Source organism: Streptomyces sp. NPDC007189 (assembly GCF_040703635.1).
Taxonomy (GTDB): domain Bacteria; phylum Actinomycetota; class Actinomycetes; order Streptomycetales; family Streptomycetaceae; genus Streptomyces.
In genome coordinates this window covers 352376-374883 of sequence record NZ_JBEYEY010000002.1, presented here as the reverse complement: position 1 = coordinate 374883, position 22508 = coordinate 352376, and the positions used below count along the sequence as shown (strand labels likewise).

The following is a 22508-nucleotide window of genomic DNA, read 5'->3' as shown; positions in this document are numbered from 1 at the left end:
CGCCGGTTAGTGAGGACCCTTCATGCCCAGCAGAAGAACCATCATCGGCTTGCTGGCGATGTTCGCGGTCGTCTTCGGCGCGGCAGCCTGGTACATCGAGACCCAGGTCAACGCCTCCCCCAAGCCTGTCCGTGAGAGGACGCAGGTCGAGGTGACGCAGTACGGCGTCGACCAGAGCCACGGACGCCGGATGGCGGTCGCCGAGTACGTCATCCACAACGACACAGCTCCCGGACCGGTCACCTACACCGTGACGTTCGGTTTCGGCGACGATCCCGCGGCCTTCACCAAGACCGTCGTCAAACGCGTTGATGCCCACGACAGCTACACCGGCAGCGTCAGTATGCCCTGGGACCAACTGGAGGCCCTCGACGGGGTTCGGGTCCTCGGAGTCCAGCGGGACTGACCGGTCTCTTCTATTTCTTCCTCGAGCTCCCGCCCCGCCCCCTGCGGGCACGGGGCGGGTCAAGCCGTGCCCCGCGACCGGGGCACGGGACATCCCATTACTCAGGAGCGGGGGAAGTCCTGTCTTGAGATCCAGAAAACGACACATATCCTTGGCCGCCGTGGTGGCGTGTGCCGCGCTGACAGGCGGCCTGCTGCAAGCGGCCCCGGCCACAGCAGCACCAACCCCACCACCCAAGCCGGGTCGAAGTGAACAACCGTCGGCTCCCCCGGAGCGCGTACCGGATCCGGCGAAGCAGCTGGGAAAGGACTGGAAGACCGCCAGAGACCGGGCTGTGGCCACGGCACCGGACACCTCCGGCTTCAAAATCATCGTCGCGGACAGCAAGGACGCCTACCAGTGGCGGACCGTCGCCTCCCTCGCAGAGCCCGGCATGCCGGCGGATGCTTGGATCGGCAATGCCTGCCTCATGGACCACGATCACGCCGCCGCCGTCTACGCGCCGCGCACTTTCGTCAACAAGCCCGATGTGATGCAGGGCGGCGCGTTCACTGCGGTCGTCAACCTCACCACCGGCACGGTGAAGAAACTGCCCTTCACCGCCTCACTCGCCTACTTCGACCCGTCCTGCAACTCGGCCACGCACACAGCGGTGTTCTCGGCGTTCCGTGACGACAAGACCCATCTGGTCACCGTCACCACCGCTGGCAAGTTAACCGCCGATGCCACGACCATAGGCCAGATGACCTCCGCAGTGCCGGTCAAGGACGGTCTGGTCGCCGCACTCGGACACCAGCTCGTGCATGTCGACTCCTCTGGCAGGAACGTCAAGGACCTTGCGCCGCAGCTGACAGCACACCGTTCGACATCCGGCCCACCGGGAGTGGCCAGGTCGCGTTCCTCGACCACGACGGAGGCACCGCCCGCGCCCGGTTGTGGCACGGGGACGGGCAGCTCACCGAAGTGGCGTCGGGCAAGCTCGGCGACCTCGCCCTCGCACAAGGCGATTCCGGCCAGGTGTTCCTCACCGGCCACCCCGCCGGAACCAACCGCCTCGCCGGCAGCGGAATCACCCGCCTCAACGCGCCGGCCAGCGCGGACATCTCCACCCTCGGCCGTCTCGTCGTAAACCCGGTCCTCATGCCCGGCATGCGCGCCGGCTTGGCCCACATCCGCAACGCCGGCAAGGGCTTCACGAAGCCCGAACCCCAGCCGCGCACCGTGCAGTCCCCCATCGAAGACGACGGGACCGGCGCCCCGGTGACAGTCGCCAGCACCGCCACCGCGACGGGCAAGAAGATCACCCAATCCCTGACGGACACGACCAGCCCCACGGGGAAGGAATTCTTCTCACCCGCCCTGGCCACGCCCGCTCGCCCGGCCATCCGTACGCCTCGGGCAGACGACCCCAGGGCACATGACCCGGTCGACACCGACCGCTGGTGCTCCGTCCCCCGCAACGACGTCAAATCCTTGGCGTTGCAGCCGACCCCGAACCAGGTGGAGTGGGCCGTCGACATGGCGGTCCGTGGCGAACTGCGCGCCAAGTGGATCAAGCAGGGCGGCTGGCGTGACCAGTCGGGCCTGGGGACCGTCGACCCGCAGGGCTTATTCCCGGCCCCGATGCTGAACGGCAAGACCGGCGCACGTATCCCCGCCCAGGTGTTGCTCGGGGTGCTGGCGCAGGAGTCGAACCTGTGGCAGGCCGAATCCGGCGCGATCCCCGGCCAGATGGGCAACCCACTCGCCGCGACCGCCGGGTTCTACGGCCACAAGGGAGATACCTCGGAGGCCTACTGGAAGATCCACTGGGAGAACTCCGACTGCGGCTACGGCGTCGGCCAGGTCACCGACGGCATGCGCATGAAGGGGCACGAGAAGAAGGGCGAGACCGCCCTCTCGCCGGAGAAGCAGCGTGCTGTTGCCCTGGACCATACGGTCAACATCGCCGCGTCCATGTACATCCTCGCCGACAAGTGGAACGAACTCCACGAGCCAGGGCAGACCATCACCGTCAACAACGACGACCCGTCCAAGCCAGAGAACTGGTTCGCTGCCCTGTGGAACTACAACCTCGGATTCAACCCGAAGTCCAAGGCGTCGGAGAATCACGGACAATGGGGGCTCGGCTGGTACAACAACCCTGCCAACCCGCTGTATCCGCCGGACCGTGACCCGTTCATGAGCGTGCCCACGGACGCGGCGCATCCCGAGCGTTGGCCGTATGAGGAGAAGGTGATGGGCTGGGCCGCCTGGTCCATCGACACCGGCTACTCCTACGCAACCTCCGGCCGGCAGGACTGGCCCGGCGAGGACGGGTACGCCACAGCCGGCTTCCGCCCCGCCTGGTGGACATCCCCGGCCGAGCGCAACAACGTCAAGCCGCCGCTGGACAAGTTCTGCACCACCGCCAACGACTGCGAGGTCAGCAACCCGCCGCGCTGCGAGGTCGACCACATCCCCGACTGCGACTGGCACCACTGGTGGCACGAACAGAACGCGACATGGAAGAAGCTCTGCGACACCGACTGCGGCCACGAGAACATCAAGTACGAGACGCTGATTGCCCCACCAGGGCGCGGTTACCGGTTGCAGTACGGCAGCCCCGACTGCAACGCCGCCCCCGCTGGGGCACTGATCGTCGAATCCACGCCCGACAACACCCAGTCCTACAGCGACTGCAAACCCTCGGCCGACAACGGCCACTTCCAGTTCGCGTTCAACCCTGACCCGGCCGCGACCGGACCCGGCCTCGGACAGTACGAGGCCAAGGGGGACCTTTACCAGATCGGCGGCGGCCACGGCGGCCAATACTGGTACTCCCACACCCGCGACATCCACCATCTCGGCGGGGACAGCGGGCTGATGACCATCAAGGGCACCTGGACTCTCGACAAGAGCGTTTCCTGGGCCAGGGTGATGGTGCACCTTCCTGACACAGGGGCCCAGACCCGGCAGGCCCTTTATGTGATCGGCGGGTCGGACAGCATCAGCCCGGGCCGAATCGTGGAACAGCGTGCCAGCCGGTGGGTCAGCCTAGGTGCATTCCACTTCACCGGCACTCCCACCGTCACCCTCACCAACGCCACCGATGACGGCACCGCCGACGAAGACGTAGCGTGGGACGCGGTCGCCTTCCAACCCCTTCCCGGCAAGCCGAACCACATGGTCGTCGGCATGGGCGACTCCTACTCCTCCGGCGAAGGCGCCTCCGACCCAGGCGGCGACGACTATTACCCGGAGTCCGACTACGTCAGCAAGTCGGGCGGAGACAAGGTGCGGGACGACTGCCACCGCTCCAAGTACGCCTGGACCCGCCGAGCCGTCCTGCCCGGCGAACAGCTGTCGACCGGAGAGCTGGACGACAACTGGAGCGCGCGCATGGACTACCACCTCGTCGCCTGCTCTGGCGCCCGCCACTACAACATTCTCAACACCCCCCAGGCCGGGGAACTCCCACAGATCAAACAGGGCTACCTCGACCAGAACACCACCCTTGTCGCTCTCTCCATCGGCGGCAACGACATGGCCTTCGCCGACATCATCAAGAAGTGCATCACGTCCATCACGGACGTGTGCCAGAACGGATCGATCAAGAACCGCAACCCGGACACCGGGGAAAAGGCCGAAGGCGACACGCCGGCATTGAAGGACTGGCTACCGTCGTGGGCGCACGACACGATCCGGCCGCGACTGGTCAAAACCCTCAACGCACTCCACGAGAAGGCCCCGCACGCGAAGATCGTCCTCATGGGCTACCCGAGACTCCTGGAACACAACGGCCAGTGCGTCACGGGCATCGGCACCGAGGAAGCACCCTGGCTGAACGACATGGGTGACCTCGTCGCCACCGAGATGAAGGGAGCGGTCGACGACGCCGACGCCCAAAATCAGGCCAACGCGGTCTTCGCTGACCCCCGGTCCGCGTTCGCCGGGCAGGCGATCTGTGGTGACCCGGAGACCGTCCACGGCATCGTCCTGACCGGACACGCCAAAGCAGACACCAAACCCGTTTCGATGAAGTCGTTCCATCCGAAGATTTCCGGAACGGCGAACTACGCCAAGGCGTTCGAGGCCGCCCTCCGCTGAAGCAGCCCATACGCCTCAGCCCGGTGGGGGAGAACCGACGTGGTTCTCCCCAACCGGGGATTTGAGTACGCGTACGGATACCAGACCACTCCACCAGCAGAGGACGATTGACGCATGGCCTACCTGATACGTGCCACGAAAACCACCATCGTGGTCGCGGTCGTCACGTTCGGATCCTGGAAGCTCCTCGATGCCCTGGATGCACTGCTCGATCACCTGACCGCAGCGGACAGCGACCGCAACCCGCTTGCCGGCGTCCCCTACTACTGGGCCGTCGACGCAGCAGTCATCGTCGTCTACCCGCTCGCCTTGTGGACGGGCCTCAGGCTGGTCAAGGTCCGCGGAAACCACCTCGCGGTCGTCGTCGGCTTCTTCACCTGGTTCATCATCATGCTGAAGCATCTGGACATCAGCACCACTGGAAATGCTCTTCGCTTCACGGTCCACGTCCTGCTGACAGCTGCCGCTTCCCTCCTGCAAGCGATGCTGATGCCCGCCAGCACACAGCCGAAAGCCCCACTGCCTTGACGCGCCGGCCAGCAAGGATCATCCTCCTGCGTGGCGTCGGCACACTGCTCCTGCTCGCCTACATCCTTTTCGAGAAAGCACTGTCTCTCATCTTCTCGACCAGCCGAAGGAAGGCACATCGGCTCGCCTCCGGCGAAGCAGCGCGGAAGGCCCGCCATGCGTCCGAGGCCCGGCTCCGCGCCATCGCCCGCAGGTACGAGGAGGAGACACCGCTCACGCTGCGTCTTCTGGCCATCGACGACCACTGCGTGCCGGGAACACTCGACTGGGACCTGTTCAATCCACGATGGCCCACCTACAAGGTGCGCTGCTGGATGCGGCTGACCGCCTACTACACGAGCTCACTGCCCGTCTCCGACACTGTCGACGCGATTCTCACCGCGGGCGACCAGCCGCTGTCCCCGATCCCCTTCACCCATGAGCACGATGGCACCGGCACCGAGTTGATCCCCGGCCCGCCCGGAGACAGGGTCCGCGCAGGGCATGTCCTCGACTGGGACAACCCCAGCCGTACCCTGCCGGGGCCAGAAGAGAATCCCGGCCTGTACCGGCGGGTGTACGAGCCGTCTCACGCCACGGTCACTGCCATCCGACACCAACACGGCATCATTTACCGTCTGATCCTGCCCGCGGATGGCTACTACCGGATACCACGTTAAAACGGACCATTCCTTCACTCGTGATGGTCGCGCCCGTTCTGCAGACTGGGGGGCTCGCAGGCTACCGGCATCGGGTCCCACTCAGAGGAACGATCCCCCTGGGTCATGACCAGCCCGAGGCTCAGGCGTCCTCGACCTTCAGGACCGGCGTTCTGCGCCCACCACACAGAGCGGCGAACCGTGCGCCGAGCGTGACGACGGCTACCGGCAGCGCCACCCGCCTGTTCGGATACTCTCCGCCCAAGCGATCGGTGGCCGCGGCCCTCATCCCTCTGGAAGCAGAGCGCAGCGAGGACTCTCCCACCTACGTGGCCCAATCCCCTCCAGCGGCGTACCCCTGACCGCAGAACCACGCTTCCCACGTTGACGTTCCGCGGCGACAGATACGAAGGCCCGCTACCGGGAACAAGGGGCCCTCTACGCGGCGAAAGACTCACGCTGAAGCGAGTAGCTCACCGACGCAGCCGGCGAGCTACTCGCCTGTGATTGCAGTCACTCCGGGCTAACAGGCCCTGCCCCTGGGGAAGTCGGCGAAGAGACCTCGACGCCATCTCGTCGTACGACTCCTCGAGACGCGCCCGGCCGCGGCCCCTCGAGTCCACTGCGCGTCCACTCGATCTCGACTTCACGGCACAGGACTCATCGGAAGCATCCTGAGCTGCTGGCAAAGCCGCAGTTCAGGACCTTGCCACGCTCGACCGCGCTGTGACTCCCCGACTCGGACAGAACCTCTGAGCAGCGGATTCTCTCCGCTGAGCCAGAGTTTGCGATCTCCCGCCAGAAGAGACGTTTCGGCAGGTCAGGGCACGTTACTGGTGGGGCGGGTGGGACTCGAACCCACGGCCGACGGATTATGAGTCCGCTGCTCTAACCGGCTGAGCTACCGCCCCATAGCGGCGTGTCGCGTACAGGTGTGCGCGCCGTCTGCCGCAGCATAGCCGCTCATACGATCTCCTGCTTCGGAAGACCGGCTTCCGCGCTGCTCATGACCTTGAGGACAACAGCGCAGGCACGGCGGTTCCCGCGGGCATGAAAAAGGACCCCCAAGGGGTCCTCGTTCACCGCGCTCCCCCGACTGGACTCGAACCAGTAACCTGCCGGTTAACAGCCGGCTGCTCTGCCAATTGAGCTACGGAGGACCGAAGCTCCCCCGACTGGACTCGAACCAGTAACCTGCCGGTTAACAGCCGGCTGCTCTGCCAATTGAGCTACGGAGGATCGCCTCGACTGCATCGAACGTGGCTACCTGGGTATTCGCCAGGGGGCGGGCGCTCGCTGCGACACATACATTAGCGCAAGCAGGGGGGTGCTCCGCCAATCGGTTCCCCCGGCGCCCACGTCGCACCGCAGTCCTAGGCAAGGAAAGGGTGGCAGCCATGCGCTACCGGCTCACGTTCGTCGCCGGACTGGCCCTCGGTTACGTGCTCGGCACGAGGGCCGGACGCGAGCGGTACGAGCAGCTGAAGAAGTCCGCTCAGCGGATCGCGCAGAACCCCGCCGTGCGCAACACCGCCGAGACCGCCGCCCAGCAGGGCCGCCAGTACGCGGGCAAGGCCTTCCACACGGTCAGCCACAAGGTCGGGGACCGGGTCCCCGAGACCGTGGCCCAGCGCGTCAGGTCCCTGCGGGACCGGAACCTGAACGGCACGCCCGAGGACGACTGGGGCACCAGCAACACGTAGCGCGGCTCCGGGCGCGGCGCCCTGCGACGCCGTAGGACACGCGCGGAGGTCCGCCCACCACGCAGCCGCGCCCGCGAGGCGACGAGCATCCCCGCCGATGCTGCAAAATTCGGTGCATGGGGATAGTCGCCGGCTTGGACAGCGCACCGGACTTCACACGCATCGTGGTCTGTGACACGGACACCGGTGCCGTACTACGGCAGGGGTATGCCCCGCACCCGGTGGAGGGCCGGCCCAGCGACGTGGATCCGCAGGCGTGGCTGCTCTCCCTCGGCGAGGCGGCCGGCGGCGGACTGCTGGAGGGCGTGCAGGCCATCGGCGTGTCGGCCCAGCAGAACGCGCTGATCCCGCTCGACGCGCAGGGCAACACCGTGCGCCCGGCGATGGCCGGCGGGGACAAGCGGGCGCAGGTCGCGGCGGCGGACCTCGTCGACGCGCTCGGCGGCCGGGAGGCCTGGGCGCAGGCCGTGGGGTGCGTGCCGTCGGCGGCGCAGCCGGTCACCAAGCTGCGCTGGCTCGCCAAGAGCGAGCCGGAGAACGCCCGCAGGACCGCCGTCCTGCTCCAGGCGCACGACTGGCTGGTCTGGCAGCTGCTGGGCCGGCCGGTGCGCAGGACCACCGACCGCGGTGGCGCCTCCGGCACCGGGTACTGGTCGGCCGCGACCGGCGCCTACCGGCCCGACCTGGTCGAGCTGGCGCTCGGGCACCAGGCGATGATGCCGGAGGTGATCGGCCCGTCGGACGCGGCCGGTACGACCCCGGAAGGGCTGCTGATCTCCGCCGGGACCGGGGAGACCATGGCCGCCGCGTTCGGCCTCGGCATCGGGCTGGGGGACGCCGTCGTCTCGCTCGGGGCGTCCGGGTCCGTGATGGCCGTGCACCCCGAAGCCCTGACGGACCAGTCCGGGATGATCACCTCCCTCGCCGACGCCACCGGCATGCACCTGCCGGTCGTCACCACCCTCAACGCCGTACGGACCCTGCGCGGGACCGCCGAACTCCTCGGGCTGCCGGACCTGGAGAGCCTGTCCGACCTGGCGATGAAGTCCACGCCGGGCGCGCACGGGCTGGTGCTCCTCCCCTATCTGGAGGGCGAGCGGACGCCGAACCTGCCGCACACCGCGGGCACCCTCGCGGGGCTCAGGCGGGAGTCGATGAAGCCCGAGCATCTGGCGCGGGCCGCGTTCGAGGGCATGCTGTGCGGGCTCGGCGACGCGCTGGACGTGCTGCGCGGGCGGGGCGTGGACGTACGGCGGATCTTCCTGCTGGGCCCCGCCGCCGAGCTGCCCGCCGTGCAGGCCTCCGCGCCCTCGCTGTTCGGCGCGCAGGTCGTCGTGCCGCAGCCCGCGGACTACGCGGCGATCGGCGCGGCCCGGCAGGCGGCCTGGGCGCTCGGCGTGTCGCAGGGCACCCTCGACCCGCGCACCCCGCCGGCCTGGCAGGGCGCGGCGGCGCAGGTGCTGGAGCCGGGCGACGAGCTGGCCGTGGGACAGGCGGTACGGCAGCAGTTCACGGCGGTGCGCGAACAGACCCACCCGGGCGCGTTCCGCGCCTGACCCGTGCACGGGCTGCCGACCCGGCCCACGACCGGCCCGTTCGGCCGCCGGCCCGTTCCGCCGACAGCTCAATGCAGCCGTCCCCCGGTTAATCGGTTGAGGTAACGCGGGTGGAGTGTCCGACGATAGGGGCCAAGGACACCTCACCAGCCCCCGCCCGCCGACCTCCGAGAGACCTAGCGTGCTCATACGACTCCTGCGGACCTATCTCAGGCCCTACAAGAAACCCATCACCCTGCTGGTGCTGCTGCAGTTCCTGCAGACCTGCGCCACCCTCTATCTGCCCACGCTGAACGCGCACATCATCGACAACGGTGTCGTGAAGGGTGACACGGATTACATCCTCTCCTTCGGCGCCCTGATGATCGGCATCTCGCTGGCGCAGGTCGTGTGCAACATCGGCGCCGTGTACTTCGGTGCGCGGACCGCCTCCGCGCTCGGCCGGGACGTGCGCGGCGCCGTCTTCGACCGGGTGCAGTCCTTCTCCGCGCGTGAGGTGGGTCACTTCGGGGCGCCCTCGCTCATCACCCGTACGACGAACGACGTACAGCAGATCCAGATGCTGGTCCTGATGTCGTTCACCCTCATGGTGTCCGCGCCCATCATGTGCGTGGGCGGCATCGTGCTGGCGCTCGGCCTGGACGTGCCGCTGTCCGGGGTGCTGGTCGCGGTGGTGCCGGTGCTGGCGATCTGCGTCACCCTCATCGTGCGCCGGCTGCGGCCGCTGTTCCGGTCGATGCAGGTCCGCCTGGACACCGTGAACCGGGTGCTGCGCGAGCAGATCACCGGCAACCGCGTGATCCGCGCCTTCGTGCGGGACCAGTACGAGCAGGAGCGGTTCGGGAAGGCCAACGGCGACCTGACCGACATGCAGCTGGCCACCGGCCGGATGCTCGCGCTGATGTTCCCGATGGTCATGACGGTGGTGAACCTGTCGTCCATCGCCGTGGTGTGGTTCGGCGCCCACCGCATCGACAGCGGCGGGATGCAGATCGGCGACCTGACCGCGTTCCTCGCCTATCTGATGCAGATCGTCATGTCCGTGATGATGGCCACCTTCATGTTCATGATGGTGCCGCGCGCCGAGGTGTGCGCCGAGCGCGTCGAGGAGGTTCTCGGGACCGACTCCAGCGTGGTCCCGCCGGCCGCGCCCGTCACCGAGCTGCGCGCGCACGGCCATCTGGAGATGCGGGGCGCGGGCTTCCGCTATCCGGGCGCCGAGGAGCCCGTGCTGAAGTCCATCGACCTGGTGGCCCGCCCGGGTGAGGTGACCGCCGTGATCGGCTCGACCGGCAGCGGCAAGTCCACGCTTCTCGGGCTGGTCCCGCGGCTGTTCGACGCCACCGAGGGTGAAGTCCTGGTCAACGGCGTGAAGGTGGACGAGGTCGACCCGAAGCTGCTCGCGCGGACGGTCGGACTGGTGCCGCAGAAGCCGTACCTGTTCGCCGGCACGGTCGCCACCAATCTGCGGTACGGCAATCCGGACGCCACCGACGAGGACCTGTGGCACGCGCTGCAGGTGGCGCAGGCCAAGGACTTCGTGAGCAGGCTGGAGGGCGGCCTGGACGCGCCGATCGCGCAGGGCGGCACGAACGTCTCCGGCGGTCAGCGCCAGCGGCTGGCGATCGCCCGCACCCTGGTCCAGCGCCCGGAGATCTACCTGTTCGACGACTCCTTCTCCGCGCTCGACTACGCCACCGACGCGGCCCTGCGCGCCGCGCTCGCCCGGGAGACCGCCGAGGCGACCGTCGTGATCGTCGCCCAGCGGGTGGCGACCATCCGCGACGCCGACCGGATCATCGTGCTGGACGAGGGCCGGGTCGTCGGCTCCGGCCGGCACGGGGAGTTGATGGCGAGCAACGATACCTACCGGGAGATCGTGCTCTCCCAGCTGACGGAAGCGGAGGCTGCCTGATGGCCGGGCCCATGGGGGCGCGCATGATGGCCGGGGGCGGCCCCGACCAGCGTTCGATGGACTTCAAGGGGTCGGGCAAACGGCTCCTGTCCCACTTCAGACCGGAACGGTTCACCATCTACGGCCTGCTGCTCTGCGTGGTCGTCAGCGTGACCCTGAACGTGGTCGGCCCGAAGATCCTGGGCCGGGCCACCGACCTGGTCTTCTCCGGCATCATCGGCCGGCAGATGCCCGCCGGGGCCACCAAGCAGCAGGTCCTCGACCAGATGCGGGCCCATGGCCAGGGCCGCATCGCGGACATGCTGAAGGGCACCGACTTCACGCCCGGCAAGGGCATCGACTTCGGCGCCGTCGGCACCGTCCTGCTGCTCGCGCTGTGCACGTTCCTGGTCTCCGGCCTGCTGATGGCGGTGGCGACCCGGCTGGTCAACCGGTCCGTGAACCGCACCATGTTGCGGCTGCGCGGCGACGTGCAGACGAAGCTGTCGCGGCTGCCGCTGTCGTACTTCGACCAGCGCCAGCGCGGCGAGGTGCTGAGCCGGGCGACCAACGACATCGACAACATCGGGCAGACGCTCCAGCAGTCGATGGGCCAGCTGATCAACTCGGTGCTGAGCATCATCGGCGTGCTCGCGATGATGTTCTACGTCTCCTGGATCCTGGCGCTGGTCGCGCTGGTCACCGTGCCGCTGTCGTTCCTGGTGGCGACCCGCGTCGGCAAGCGGTCGCAGCCGCACTTCGTGCAGCAGTGGCGCTCCACCGGCAAGCTGAACGCCCATGTCGAGGAGATGTACACCGGGCACGCCCTGGTGAAGGTGTTCGGCCGGCAGGAGGAGTCGGCGCAGCAGTTCGCCGAGCAGAACGAGGCGCTGTACCAGGCCGCGTTCAAGGCGCAGTTCAACAGCGGCGTCATGCAGCCGCTGATGATGTTCGTGTCGAACCTCAACTACGTGCTGGTCGCGGTCGTCGGCGGCCTGCGGGTCGCCTCCGGCGCGCTGTCCATCGGTGACGTGCAGGCGTTCATCCAGTACTCGCGCCAGTTCTCCATGCCGCTGACGCAGGTCGCGTCGATGGCGAACCTGGTGCAGTCCGGTGTCGCCTCGGCCGAGCGGGTCTTCGAACTCCTGGACGCGGAGGAGCAGGAGGCGGATCCGGTGCCGGGCGAGCGGCCGGCCGAGCTGCGCGGGCGGGTCCGCCTGGAGCACGTGTCGTTCCGGTACGACCCGGACAAGCCGCTGATCGAGGACCTGTCGCTGACCGTGGAACCCGGTCACACGGTGGCCATCGTGGGCCCCACCGGCGCGGGCAAGACCACGCTGGTCAACCTCTTGATGCGGTTCTACGACGTCTCCGGCGGCCGGATCACCCTCGACGGGGTGGACATCCGGAAGATGTCCCGCGACGAACTGCGGTCCGGGATCGGCATGGTGCTCCAGGACACCTGGCTGTTCGGCGGCACCATCGCGGAGAACATCGCTTACGGCGCCTCCCGGGAGGTCACCCGCGGGGAGATCGAGGAGGCCGCGCGGGCCGCGCACGCCGACCGGTTCGTCCGCACCCTCCCCGACGGGTACGACACCGTCATCGACGACGAGGGCACGGGCGTCAGCGCCGGTGAGAAGCAGCTCATCACCATCGCGCGGGCGTTCCTGTCCGACCCGGTGATCCTGGTGCTGGACGAGGCGACGAGTTCCGTCGACACCCGTACCGAGGTGCTGATCCAGAAGGCGATGGCGAAGCTGGCGGCCGGGCGTACCTCGTTCGTGATCGCCCACCGCCTGTCGACCATCCGGGACGCCGACACGATTCTCGTCATGGAGAACGGGTCGATCGTCGAACAGGGCGCGCACGCCGAGCTGTTGGCGGCCGACGGCGCGTACGCCCGGCTGTACAAGGCCCAGTTCACGCAGGCCGTGGCCGAGGTGGACTAGGCACCGGGGGGGCCGCCGGCCGGCGGCCCCCCTTTTCAGTCCAGGTATCCCCTGAGCTGATCCGCGAACGCGTGGTCCCGGAGCTTGTTCAGGGTCTTCGACTCGATCTGCCGTATCCGCTCCCGGGTCACCCCGAACAGCCGGCCTATCTCCTCCAGCGTGCGGGGCCTGCCGTCGATGAGCCCGTAGCGGAGCTGTACGACCTTCCGCTCCCGCTCGCCCAGCGTCGACAGCACCGCCTCCAGGTGCTGCCGGAGCAGCAGGAACGCGGCCGACTCGACCGGGCTCGCCGCGTCCCCGTCCTCGATCAGGTCGCCGAGGGCCACGTCGTCCTCCTCGCCGACCGGGGCGTGCAGCGAGACCGGCTCCTGGGCGAGGCGCAGCACCTCCGAGACCCGCTCGGGCGGCAGTTCGAGGTGCGCGGCGACCTCCGCGGGCGTCGGCTCGTATCCCCGTTCCTGGAGCATGCGGCGCTGCACCCGGACGACCCGGTTGATCAGCTCGACGACGTGCACCGGCACGCGGATGGTGCGGGCCTGGTCGGCCAGGGCCCGGGACATGGCCTGGCGGATCCACCAGGTGGCGTAGGTGGAGAACTTGTAGCCGCGGGCGTAGTCGAACTTCTCCACCGCGCGGATCAGCCCGAGGTTGCCCTCCTGCACCAGGTCGAGCATGGTCAGGCCGCGGCCGACGTAGCGTTTGGCGACGGAGACGACGAGCCGCAGGTTGGCCTCGATGAGCCGCCGCTTGGCCATCCGCCCCATGACCACGAGCCGGTCCAGATCGAGGGCCAACTCGCTGTCCAGGTCAGGGGTGTTGCTCAGCTTCTCCTCGGCGAACAGGCCGGCCTCGACGCGGCGGGCGAGTTCGACCTCCTCGGCGGCGGTGAGCAGCGGGATGCGGCCGATCTCGCGCAGGTACTGGCGGAACAGGTCGGCCGAGGGACCGCCGGTCTCGGTCCGCGCCGATACGGCCGCCTCGACGGGTTCGGCGGTCTCCTCGGGCTCGTCCACGAGCGCTTCCGCCGGTGGTTCGGCCGGCTCGGCGGGCCCGTTCTCCGGGTGGAGGACGGCGCGGCTCTGCGGGGGCACGGCCATGAGGACGTCCGGCTCGGCGTCCGGATCGTCCGCGGTGGTACTGGTGGCGCTGTCGGTCTGGGTGAGGGTCTGGGTCTGCACGGGGGCGACCTCCAGGATGATCGCTGCCGTCGGCTGCGGCAGCGGCACTTCGGAAGCGGAGAGTCGACGGCCTGCGCTCCGAGGACTCGGGCACCGCCCCCAGTGTGGGGGAAGACGCATCCCCGCCACGAGGGGCGTGCGGTGACTTTTTGCGTCCGCACGGTGACCGGTCGGTTACTCGGTTCGTTGGACTATGCGATTGGCAACTGCGGGCGGTGGTCCCGCGCGGACTTGAGGCAGGATGGAAGGCATGAGCGAGATGGAGGAGCTGCGGCGGCGCTTGGAGGCGCTGGAGGCTCGCGTGGACGAGGTCGTGGAGCAGCAGGCTGCCACCCGGCACCTCGCCGTGAACTCCGACCGTGACGTGGCCGCGCTGCAGGAGCAGCGGAGGGCGGACATGCAGCTCATGCAGGCTCTGCGGCAGACGCAGCTGGAGCACAGCAAGACGCTGGCCGAGCACAGCAAGCTGCTCGGCGCTCTCGTGTCCGGGCAGGTGGCGATGATGGAGCAGCTCGAATCGCTCACCACTCATGTCGGAGCGATCACAAACCACCTCGGCATCGCACCGCCCGGCCGGTCCCCCCAGGGTTGATCCCGCGCAGGCCCCCTACAACGCCTCCGCCCCCCGCTCCCGCAGGGCCTGGTCGTACTGCTGGAGGACCCACAACTCGTTCTGCACGGCGGTCAGTCGGGCGGGGTCGCCGGCGCCTGCGAGGCGGGTCATCTGGGACTGGACGTCGTGGATGCGGCGTTCCACGGCGCGGCGGCGGATCTGGACCAGGACCGTGCCGGCGTAGACCTCGTCGACGGTGCGGCGCAGGATCGGCTCGACCGCCAGTTCGGTGACCATCGCGCGCACGGCGTCATCGGGCGCGGCCTCGCGGACCCGGACCAGGTACTCCTGCGGGTCGGGGACGCCGTACTCGGCGCCGCCCGCCTCGGCGATCGCCTGGCGCACGGCCGCGTACGGCGGCGCGGTGAACTCGTCCACACCGTAGGCGTCGAAGGCCGGGGAGACCAGCTCGGGGCGCTGCAGGGCGAGTTTGAGCAGTTCGCGCTCGGCGGCGTAGACCGGGTTGCGCAGGGTGAGGGCCGGGCCGCTGTTCGCCGGGCGGGACGCGGGCGCCGCCCACTGCTGGCCTGCCGGGCGGGTCCGGTCCTGCTGCCGGCCCTTGCCCTCCCTCGCCCAGCGGGCCAGCTGGGCCACGCGCCGGACCACGAACTGGGTGTCGAGGATGCCGAGCATGCCGGCGAGTTCGACGGCGACCTCGTGCTGGGCGCCGCTGTTCTTGATGCGGGCGACGATGGGCGCCGCCTCGTCCAGCGCGGCGGCCCGGCCGGCCGGGGTGTCCAGGTCGTAGCGGCTCACGATCTGGCGGAGTGCGAACTCGAAGAGCGGGGTGCGGGGTTCGACCAGGTCCGCCACCGCCTCGTCGCCCTTCGCCAGACGCAGCTCGCACGGGTCCATGCCGTCCGGCGCGATCGCGATGTACGTCTCGGCGGCGAACTTCTGGTCGTCCTCGAAGGCGCGCAGGGCCGCCTTCTGGCCGGCGGCGTCGCCGTCGAAGGTGAAGATGACGCGCGCGCTGCCGTTGTCCATCAGCAGCCGGCGCAGGATCTTGATGTGCTCGCCGCCGAAGGCCGTACCGCAGGTGGCGATGGCCGTCGTCACCCCGGCGAGGTGGCAGGCCATGACGTCGGTGTAGCCCTCGACGACGACGGCGCGGCTGGTCTTGGCGATCTCCTTCTTCGCGAGGTCGATGCCGTACAGCACCTGGCTCTTGCGGTAGATCGGCGTGTCCGGCGTGTTCAGGTACTTCGGGCCGTTGTCCGCCTCGTAGAGCTTGCGGGCGCCGAAGCCGACGACCTCGCCGCCGATGTCCCGGATCGGCCACATGAGCCGGCCCCGGAAGCGGTCGATGGGGCCGCGCCGGCCCTCCTGGGCGAGGCCGGAGAGGAGCAGCTCCTTGTCGGTGAAGCCCTTGCCGCGCAGATAGCGGGTGAGGTGGTCCCAGCCCTGGGGGCTGTAGCCGACGCCGAAGTGCACGGCGGCGGCCTGGTCGAAGCCGCGCTCGGCGAGGAAGATCCGGCCGGTCTCGGCCTCGGGGCCGGTGGCGAGCTGCTCGGCGTACCACTGCGCGGCGATCTTGTGGGCCTCGACCAGGCGGATGCGCTCGCCGCGCTGGTGGGCCGGGTTGTACCCGCCCTCCTCGTAGCGCAGCGTGATGCCGGCCTGGGCGGCCAGCCGCTCCACCGCCTCCGAGAAGGAGAGGTGGTCCACCTTCATCACGAAGGTGATGGTGTCGCCGCCCTCCTGGCAGCCGAAGCAGTGGAAGAGTCCCTTGCTCGGGCTGACCTGGAAGGACGGCGACTTCTCGTCATGGAACGGGCACAGTCCCTTGAGGTTGCCGCCGCCCGCGTTGCGCAGCTGGAGGTACTCGGAGACCACGGCGTCGATCGGGACCGCGTCCCGTACCGCCTTCACGTCCTCGTCGTTGATCCGTCCTGCCACGCGTGAATTCTACGGGGACGAACTGACACACCCGGTGTTCAGGAAGCCAGGCTGTCCAGTGGTACGTGCGGGTCGGCCAGGTCCTCCGTGTTCACCTGGGCCTGGGAACGGATCAGTTTCTGGATGGGCTCTGTGACATCCCACACGTTCACGTTCATCCCGGCCAGGACCCGGCCCTCCTTCACCCAGAAGGCGATGAACTCCCGCTTCCCGGCGTCGCCCCGGATCACCACCTGGTCGTACGACCCGGCGGGCGCCCAGCCGCTGTACTCCATGCCGAGGTCGTACTGGTCGGTGAAGAAGTAGGGCACGCGGTCGTAGGTCACCTCCTGGCCGAGCATCGAGCGTGCGGCGGCCGGTCCGCCGTTCAGGGCGTTGGCCCAGTGCTCGACCCGCACCCGGGTGCCGGACCGGGCGAGCGGGGAGTTCGCCGCGTCACCCGCCGCGTAGATGTCCGGGTCGGACGTGCGCAGCCGCTCGTCGACGACGATGCCGCCGCCGTGCGCCCGGTCGGCGATCTCCAGGCCCGCCGCCTCCGCGAGGCCGACGCGGGGGGCCGCGCCGATCGCGGCGAGGACGCCGTGCGCCGGGTGCTCCTCGCCGTCGTCGGTGCGCACGGCGAGGACCATGCCGTCCTGCCCGACGATCTCGGTGAGCTGCCGCCCGAAGTGGAAGCGGACGCCGTGTTCGCGGTGCAGCTCGGCGAAGACCTCGCCCAGCTCGGGGCCGAGCGCGCCGTGCAGCGGGGTCGGCGCCGGCTCGATCACGGTGACCTCCGCGCCGTACTCGCGGGCCGCCGCCGCGACCTCCAGGCCGATCCAGCCGGCGCCCGCGATCACGAGGTGCCCGTTGTCCCGGCCGAGCGAGCCGAGCACGCCCTTGAGCCGTTCGGCGTGCGCGAGCCGGCGCAGATGGTGCACGCCGGCCAGGTCGGTGCCCGGGATGTCCAGGCGGCGCGGCTCGGCGCCGGTGACCAGCAGCAGCTTGTCGTAGCGGACGAGGGTGCCGTCGTCGCCGAAGCGGACGGTCTTGGCGCTGCGGTCGATGCGGTCGACGAACTGGCCGAGGTGCAGCTCGATGTCGTTGCGCGCGTACCAGGCCGGCTCGTGCACGAAGACGCTGTCGCGCTCCGCCTTGCCGAGCAGATAGCCCTTGGACAGCGGCGGCCGCTCGTAGGGGTGGTCGCGCTCGTCACTGATCAGTATCACCCGGCCGGTGAAGCCCTCCGCCCGGAGCGTCTCGGCCGCCTTCGCGCCGGCGAGCCCGCCCCCGACGATGACGAATGTCTGATCCGCGTCGACCACTTGATGCCTCCTCGTAAGGGTGCCGCCACATGCGAGCGTCCCGCACCGGGCGTGCTGCGGGAAGAGGGAGTGACCCGATCAGGCCACGGACGACATGTTCCTTTCACATATGCCCCGTGAGTCTCGCGTGCAGCGAGCGTGCGGAGGCGTCCGTGAGGGAGGCGATCTGGTCGACGATCACCCGCTTGCGCGCGTGGTCGTCGTCTGCCCCGTCGAACAGTGCCCGAAACTGCGGGTCGAGGCCGTCCGGCGCGCGGGCGGTGAGCGCCTCCGCCAGCTCCGCCACGACGATCCGCTGATCGGCGCGCAGCCGCTCCTGCTCGGCGCGCTGCATCACATACCGGTCGGCGACCGCCTTGAGCACCGCGCACTCCATGCGCGTCTCGCGGGGTACGACCAGTTCGGCGCCGTAGCGGGTGAGCCGGCCGGAGCCGTACGCGGTGCGGGTGGCGCCCTCGGCGGCCAGGCAGAACCGGCCGATGAGCTGGCTGGTGGCGTCCTTCAGCCGGGCCTGGGCGACCGCCGTGCCGTCGTAGCCGTGCGGCCACCACTCCTCGTCCAGGAGCCGGTCGAGGGCGGCGGCCAGCTCGGCCGCGTCGGTGTCCGCCGGGACGTACCGGCCGACGGCCACCTCGAACACCGCCTGCCGCTCCGGCTCGGCGTGCAGGCAGTTCGGGTCGATGTGGCCGGCGTGCAGCCCGTCCTCCACGTCGTGCACCGAGTACGCCACGTCGTCGGACCAGTCCATGACCTGGGCCTCGAAGCAGGTGCGGGTGCCGGGGGCGTGCGCGCGGACCCAGTCGAACACCGGGCGGTCGTCCTCGTAGACGCCGAACTTCCGCGACGCCGGGTCGGTGGGGTGGGCGCCGCGCGGCCAGGGGTATTTGGTGGCGGCGTCGAGGGCGGCCCGGGTGAGGTTGAGACCGACGGACCGTTTCTCGGTGAACCGCTTCGGCTCGATGCGGGTCAGGATCCTCAGCGACTGGGCGTTGCCCTCGAAGCCGCCGCAGTCGTCCGCGAAGGCGTTCAGCGCCTGTTCACCGTTGTGGCCGAAGGGCGGGTGGCCGAGGTCGTGGGCCAGACAGGCGGCCTCCACCAGATCGGGGTCACAGCCGAGGGCCGCGCCCAGTTCCCGGCCGACCTGGGCGCATTCGAGCGAGTGGGTGAGGCGGGTGCGGGGGCTGGCGTCCCAGACCTGGCTGCGGGCTCCCGGGGTGACGACCTGGGTCTTGCCGGCGAGGCGTCGCAGGGCGGCCGAGTGGAGGATGCGGGCGCGGTCGCGCTGGAAGGCGGTGCGGCCGGGGCGTTTGTCGGGCTCGGGGGCCCAGCGGTCGGCTGACGCCGGGTCGTAGGCGGTGAGGGGTGCGGTGCCTTCCATGATTCGACACTAAGCCCACTCGTCTGCCGAGATCCGTTGTCGGGCGGGTGCGGCGTCGTTGTGGCTTGGCGCCCCCGCGCGGCGCCGGCCGCATGTCGGTACGGCCCCGCGCCCGTTCAGCGGCGCTGCCCCGCTGCTTCTTTCAGGCCGAGGCCAGTTCCGCCTGCCTCACCACCCTCGCCTCGTCGTACCGGTGCAGGATCAAGCGGGCCATCGCCGGATGCGCACCCAGCGGGGCCGAGGCTGTCCACGGCGCTGCGTCCGCGCACTGCGTCGCGAAGCGGCCCGGTGCCGTGAAGTACGACGCGATCGCCACCCGGTGCCGGCCGCGCGCCGCCAGGGCCCGTACGGCCGTGGGGACGGTCGGGGTCGCCGCCGAGGCGTAGGCCGGGACGACCGGGACGCCCAGGCGGTCGGCGAGGAGGCGGGCGGTGCGGCGGGTGTCCGTGGCCGAGTCCGGGTCGCGGGAGCCCGCCGCCGCCAGGACGACCGCGCTCACGCGCCGGGTCGCGGCGTCCATGGCCGTCGGCCAGCCCGCTTCCACCAGGCGGTCGTACAGGACCTCGGCCAGCAGCGGGTGCGGGCCGAGCGGGGCGGCCTGGCGGGTGCGGGCCGGGGCGGCGGCGGCCAGCTCGGGGATGTCCCGTTTGACGTGGTAGCCGCGGGACAGCAGCAGCGGGACGAGGACGGCGGAGGTGTCGCCGAGGGCGGCGAGGGTGTCCGGGAGCAGGGGCTCGTTCAGCTCGATGTGACCCAGGTGGACGGGGACGGCGGGGCGCAGCTCACGCACCCGTTCCGCCAGGGCCCGTACGGTCTCGAGCGCGCGTGGGTCACGGCTGCCGTGGGCGACGAGGACCAGGTCCGGCACCGGGCGGCGGTGGCCGAGCGGGGAGAGCAGGCGCAGCCGGCCGGCGAGCCGGCTGCTGATGCTGTCCATGAGGTGCGCCGTGCTGTCGAGGTGGGCGCTGGGCTCGGAGCGGGGAGGATGCGACGCCGTCATGTCAGGATCCTGACGGCGTGAGGTTGCGTGGCCGTTGCCGGGCGATGACGGGCGTTTTCCGCTGCTTCACGTCGTACGGACGCTCGATGTGAGGCGAACCGGACCGGGGCGGGCGGCGTCCTCCATGGTCGACAGCAGATGGTGGGGGGCCGCATGAGGATCCGTCGACCGCGGCTGCCGCGCACCCGCACGGGGCAGCGGCGGCTGGTGCAGGCCGTGATGGCCGGGTGTGTGCTGGCGCTGCTGCCGGCGACCTGGCTGTTCCTGTCCACGGAGGGCCGGCTGCGCACGGCGGCGGACGTCCCGCGGGCGCCCGTGGCGGTGGTGTTCGGCGCGGGGCTGTGGCACGGGGAGCCGTCGCCGTACCTGGCGCACCGGCTGGACGCGGCGGCGCGGCTGTACCGGCAGGGGCGGGTGAAGGTCCTGCTGGTCACCGGGGACAACAGCCGCAAGGACTACGACGAGCCGGACGCCATGCGCGCCTACCTCACGCGGCACGGCGTGCCCGGCGACCGGATCGTCGGCGACTACGCCGGGTTCGACACCTGGGACTCGTGTGTGCGGGCCAGGAAGGTCTTCGGGGTGGACCGGGCGGTGCTGGTCAGCCAGGGTTTCCACATCCGGCGCGCGGTGGCGCTGTGCGAGGCGGCGGGGGTCGACTCGTACGGGGTGGGGGTCGACGAGGCGCACGACACGACCTGGTACTACGGCGGCACCCGCGAGGTGTTCGCGGCGGGCAAGGCGCTGCTGGACACGGTGTTCCACCCCGACCCGACGTTCCTGGGGCCGCGGGAGCAGGGTGTGGCGAAGGCGCTGGCGGGGGCGCGGAACTGACATGGAGATCACGGAGCTGACGCCCGCCGAGCGGCGCGTCCGGGACGCCTTCCCGCTGGGCGAGGGGGTCGACTTCCGGGCGGGCGACGACGAGGACCCCGCGGACGGCGCCGCGTGGGGGCCCGAGCGCTCGCTGCGGGCTCAGGTGCTGCGGGAGCTGCTGCTGGGCGGGCCGGTGCGGGAGGGACACGTCGCCGGGCTGAAGGTGACGGGCGCGCGGATCACCGGGCGGCTGGACCTGAAGTACGGCGCCGTCGCCCATCCGGTCCGGCTGCGCCACTGCCACTTCGAGCAGGCGCCCGATCTGTACGGGGCTCAGGTGGTCGTCCTGGTCCTGAGCGACTCGGTGCTGCCGGGGCTGACCGCCGGGAATCTGCGGGCCGAGGGGGTCGTACGGATCACCTGCTGCCGGATCACGGGGCCGGTACGGCTGCAGGGGGCGAAGCTGGCCGGGGCGCTCTTCGCGAACGGCGCGCATCTCGGCAGGCCCGGCGAGGTGCCCGAGGAGGCCGTGCTCCAGCTCGGCCACGCCGAGGTGGGCACGGACGTGTGGGCCCGGGGGCTGGTCGCGCACGGCGAGGTGCACCTGAACGGCGCGGTCGTCCGCAACCAGGTCAACCTCAACGACGCGGAGCTGAACGCGCCCGGACAGACCGCGCTGCACGCCGAGGTCCTGACGGTCGGCACCGACCTGCACGCCATGCGGCTGCGGGCCCGGGGCCGGGTCAACCTGAGCGGCGCCCGGATACCCCGCCAGCTCAACCTCGCGTACGCCCGGCTGTCCAACCCGGGCGGCCAGGCCCTGCGCGCCAGCAGCAGCGCCGTCGGCGAGCTGTGGCTGCGGGAGGCCGCGCCCATCGAGGGGGCCGTCAATCTGCGCCGGGCCCAGCTCGACCTGCTGCACGTGCCGCCCGAGGTGTGGCCGCGGCAGGTCCAGCTCGACGGGCTCAGCTACCGGCTGCTGACCCCGCACCTGCCCGCCGAGCGGCGTCTTCCGCTGCTGGAACGCGACGGGGACGGCTACCTTCCGCACCCCTACGAGCAGCTGACCACGGCGTACCGCGCGGTCGGCGACGACGCGGCCGCGCGCACCGTGCAGCTGGCCAAGCTGCGCCGGCACCGCCGCACCCTGCCGCCGTACGCCCGGCTGTGGGGCCTGCTGCAGGACGCGGCCGTCGGCTACGGCTTCCGGCCGATGCGGGCGGCGGGCTGGCTGCTGCTCCTGCTGTGCACCGGCACGCTCGCCTTCGCCCTGCACCGTCCGCCCGCACTGAAGCCGTCGGAGGCGCCCGCGTTCAACCCGCTCTTCTACACCCTCGACCTGCTGCTGCCGATCATCGACTTCGGCCAGGAGGGGGCGTACGCGCCGCGGGGCTGGTACCAGTGGCTGTCGTATCTGCTGATCGTCACCGGCTGGGTGCTGGCCACGACGATCGCGGCGGGCGTCAGCCGCTCCCTGAGCCGCCAGTAGGGACCTCACGGCGCCACCGGCCGGGCGGGGAGGCCGCCGTGCCGGGCGTGTAACCGAAAAGCGGC

General features: G+C 70.2%; 16 protein-coding genes, 3 tRNA genes and 1 pseudogene. 12 read left to right on the top strand and 8 right to left on the bottom strand.

Translation table 11 applies throughout. The annotated features are described in order from the left end of the window. The first annotated feature begins 22 nt into the window (after positions 1-22). The 5 genes from AB0950_RS04790 to AB0950_RS04770 all read left to right on the top strand — a co-directional run bounded on the left by AB0950_RS04790 (position 23) and on the right by AB0950_RS04770 (position 5682). Positions 23-406 (top strand): hypothetical protein, encoded by a 384-nt coding sequence (locus AB0950_RS04790; RefSeq protein ID WP_366777800.1) that lies wholly within the window; start codon positions 23-25, stop codon positions 404-406. A gap of 334 nt (positions 407-740) precedes the next feature. After that, a complete protein-coding gene (locus AB0950_RS04785) occupies positions 741-1535 on the top strand; it encodes a hypothetical protein (RefSeq protein WP_366777799.1) in 795 nt (264 codons plus the stop codon). Continuing rightward, positions 1424-4495, top strand: coding sequence for an SGNH/GDSL hydrolase family protein (locus AB0950_RS04780; protein WP_366777798.1), 3072 nt, complete (start codon positions 1424-1426; stop codon positions 4493-4495). The genes AB0950_RS04785 and AB0950_RS04780 overlap by 112 nt, the downstream gene beginning before the upstream one ends. 114 nt (positions 4496-4609) lie before the next feature. Next, positions 4610-5023, top strand: a complete 414-nt coding sequence (locus AB0950_RS04775; RefSeq protein ID WP_366777796.1) for a hypothetical protein — start codon at positions 4610-4612, stop codon at positions 5021-5023. Further along, positions 5020-5682: a hypothetical protein gene (locus AB0950_RS04770; RefSeq protein ID WP_366777795.1), complete on the top strand. Its 663-nt coding sequence runs from the start codon at positions 5020-5022 to the stop codon at positions 5680-5682. Before AB0950_RS04775 ends, AB0950_RS04770 begins: the two co-directional genes overlap by 4 nt. An 813-nt stretch (positions 5683-6495) precedes the next feature. Here AB0950_RS04770 and AB0950_RS04765 read toward each other — a convergent pair. From AB0950_RS04765 to AB0950_RS04755, 3 genes are all read right to left on the bottom strand, one after another. Next, positions 6496-6572 (bottom strand) — tRNA-Ile (locus AB0950_RS04765). A gap of 176 nt (positions 6573-6748) precedes the next feature. Continuing rightward, positions 6749-6821: transfer RNA gene (locus AB0950_RS04760), tRNA-Asn, on the bottom strand. A 6-nt stretch (positions 6822-6827) separates the two neighbouring features. Continuing rightward, positions 6828-6900, bottom strand: a tRNA-Asn gene (locus tag AB0950_RS04755). A gap of 158 nt (positions 6901-7058) precedes the next feature. On the opposite strand from AB0950_RS04755, the gene AB0950_RS04750 reads away from it, so the two are divergent. From AB0950_RS04750 to AB0950_RS04735, 4 genes are all read left to right on the top strand, one after another. Continuing rightward, entirely contained in the window at positions 7059-7364 is a 306-nt protein-coding gene (locus AB0950_RS04750; protein ID WP_360144138.1) for a YtxH domain-containing protein, read from the top strand. A 116-nt stretch (positions 7365-7480) separates the two neighbouring features. Then, the gene (locus AB0950_RS04745) at positions 7481-8920 is read left to right on the top strand and encodes an FGGY family carbohydrate kinase (RefSeq protein WP_360144141.1); all 1440 of its coding nucleotides are present in this window, start codon (positions 7481-7483) and stop codon (positions 8918-8920) included. A gap of 181 nt (positions 8921-9101) precedes the next feature. Next, a complete protein-coding gene (locus AB0950_RS04740) occupies positions 9102-10835 on the top strand; it encodes an ABC transporter ATP-binding protein (protein WP_360144144.1) in 1734 nt (577 codons plus the stop codon). Further along, a complete protein-coding gene (locus AB0950_RS04735) occupies positions 10835-12766 on the top strand; it encodes an ABC transporter ATP-binding protein (protein ID WP_366777794.1) in 1932 nt (643 codons plus the stop codon). The genes AB0950_RS04740 and AB0950_RS04735 overlap by 1 nt, the downstream gene beginning before the upstream one ends. Before the next feature lie 35 nt (positions 12767-12801). Here AB0950_RS04735 and AB0950_RS04730 read toward each other — a convergent pair. Then, positions 12802-14004: pseudogene (locus AB0950_RS04730) on the bottom strand (RNA polymerase sigma factor); the annotation flags it as partial. A gap of 190 nt (positions 14005-14194) precedes the next feature. Between AB0950_RS04730 and AB0950_RS04725 the strand changes: the two are divergent. Beyond that, positions 14195-14536, top strand: coding sequence for a hypothetical protein (locus AB0950_RS04725; RefSeq protein WP_366777793.1), 342 nt, complete (start codon positions 14195-14197; stop codon positions 14534-14536). 15 nt (positions 14537-14551) lie between these two features. Here AB0950_RS04725 and dnaG read toward each other — a convergent pair whose 3' ends face one another. The 4 genes from dnaG to AB0950_RS04705 form a co-directional block, all read right to left on the bottom strand. Further along, the gene (dnaG, locus tag AB0950_RS04720) at positions 14552-16456 is read right to left on the bottom strand and encodes a DNA primase (protein WP_360144153.1); all 1905 of its coding nucleotides are present in this window, start codon (positions 16454-16456) and stop codon (positions 14552-14554) included. A gap of 38 nt (positions 16457-16494) precedes the next feature. Next, a complete protein-coding gene (locus tag AB0950_RS04715; protein WP_360144156.1) occupies positions 16495-17760 on the bottom strand; it encodes an FAD-dependent oxidoreductase in 1266 nt (421 codons plus the stop codon). 103 nt (positions 17761-17863) lie between these two features. Beyond that, positions 17864-19138: a deoxyguanosinetriphosphate triphosphohydrolase gene (locus tag AB0950_RS04710; protein ID WP_366777792.1), complete on the bottom strand. Its 1275-nt coding sequence runs from the start codon at positions 19136-19138 to the stop codon at positions 17864-17866. A gap of 142 nt (positions 19139-19280) precedes the next feature. Further along, a complete protein-coding gene (locus tag AB0950_RS04705) occupies positions 19281-20138 on the bottom strand; it encodes a sirohydrochlorin chelatase (RefSeq protein ID WP_366777791.1) in 858 nt (285 codons plus the stop codon). 153 nt (positions 20139-20291) lie between these two features. Between AB0950_RS04705 and AB0950_RS04700 the strand changes: the two genes are divergently transcribed. After that, the gene (locus AB0950_RS04700) at positions 20292-20972 is read left to right on the top strand and encodes an ElyC/SanA/YdcF family protein (RefSeq protein ID WP_366777790.1); all 681 of its coding nucleotides are present in this window, start codon (positions 20292-20294) and stop codon (positions 20970-20972) included. A gap of 1 nt (position 20973) precedes the next feature. Then, positions 20974-22443 (top strand): membrane-associated oxidoreductase, encoded by a 1470-nt coding sequence (locus tag AB0950_RS04695; protein WP_366777789.1) that lies wholly within the window; start codon positions 20974-20976, stop codon positions 22441-22443. The last annotated feature ends 65 nt before the right edge of the window (positions 22444-22508 follow it).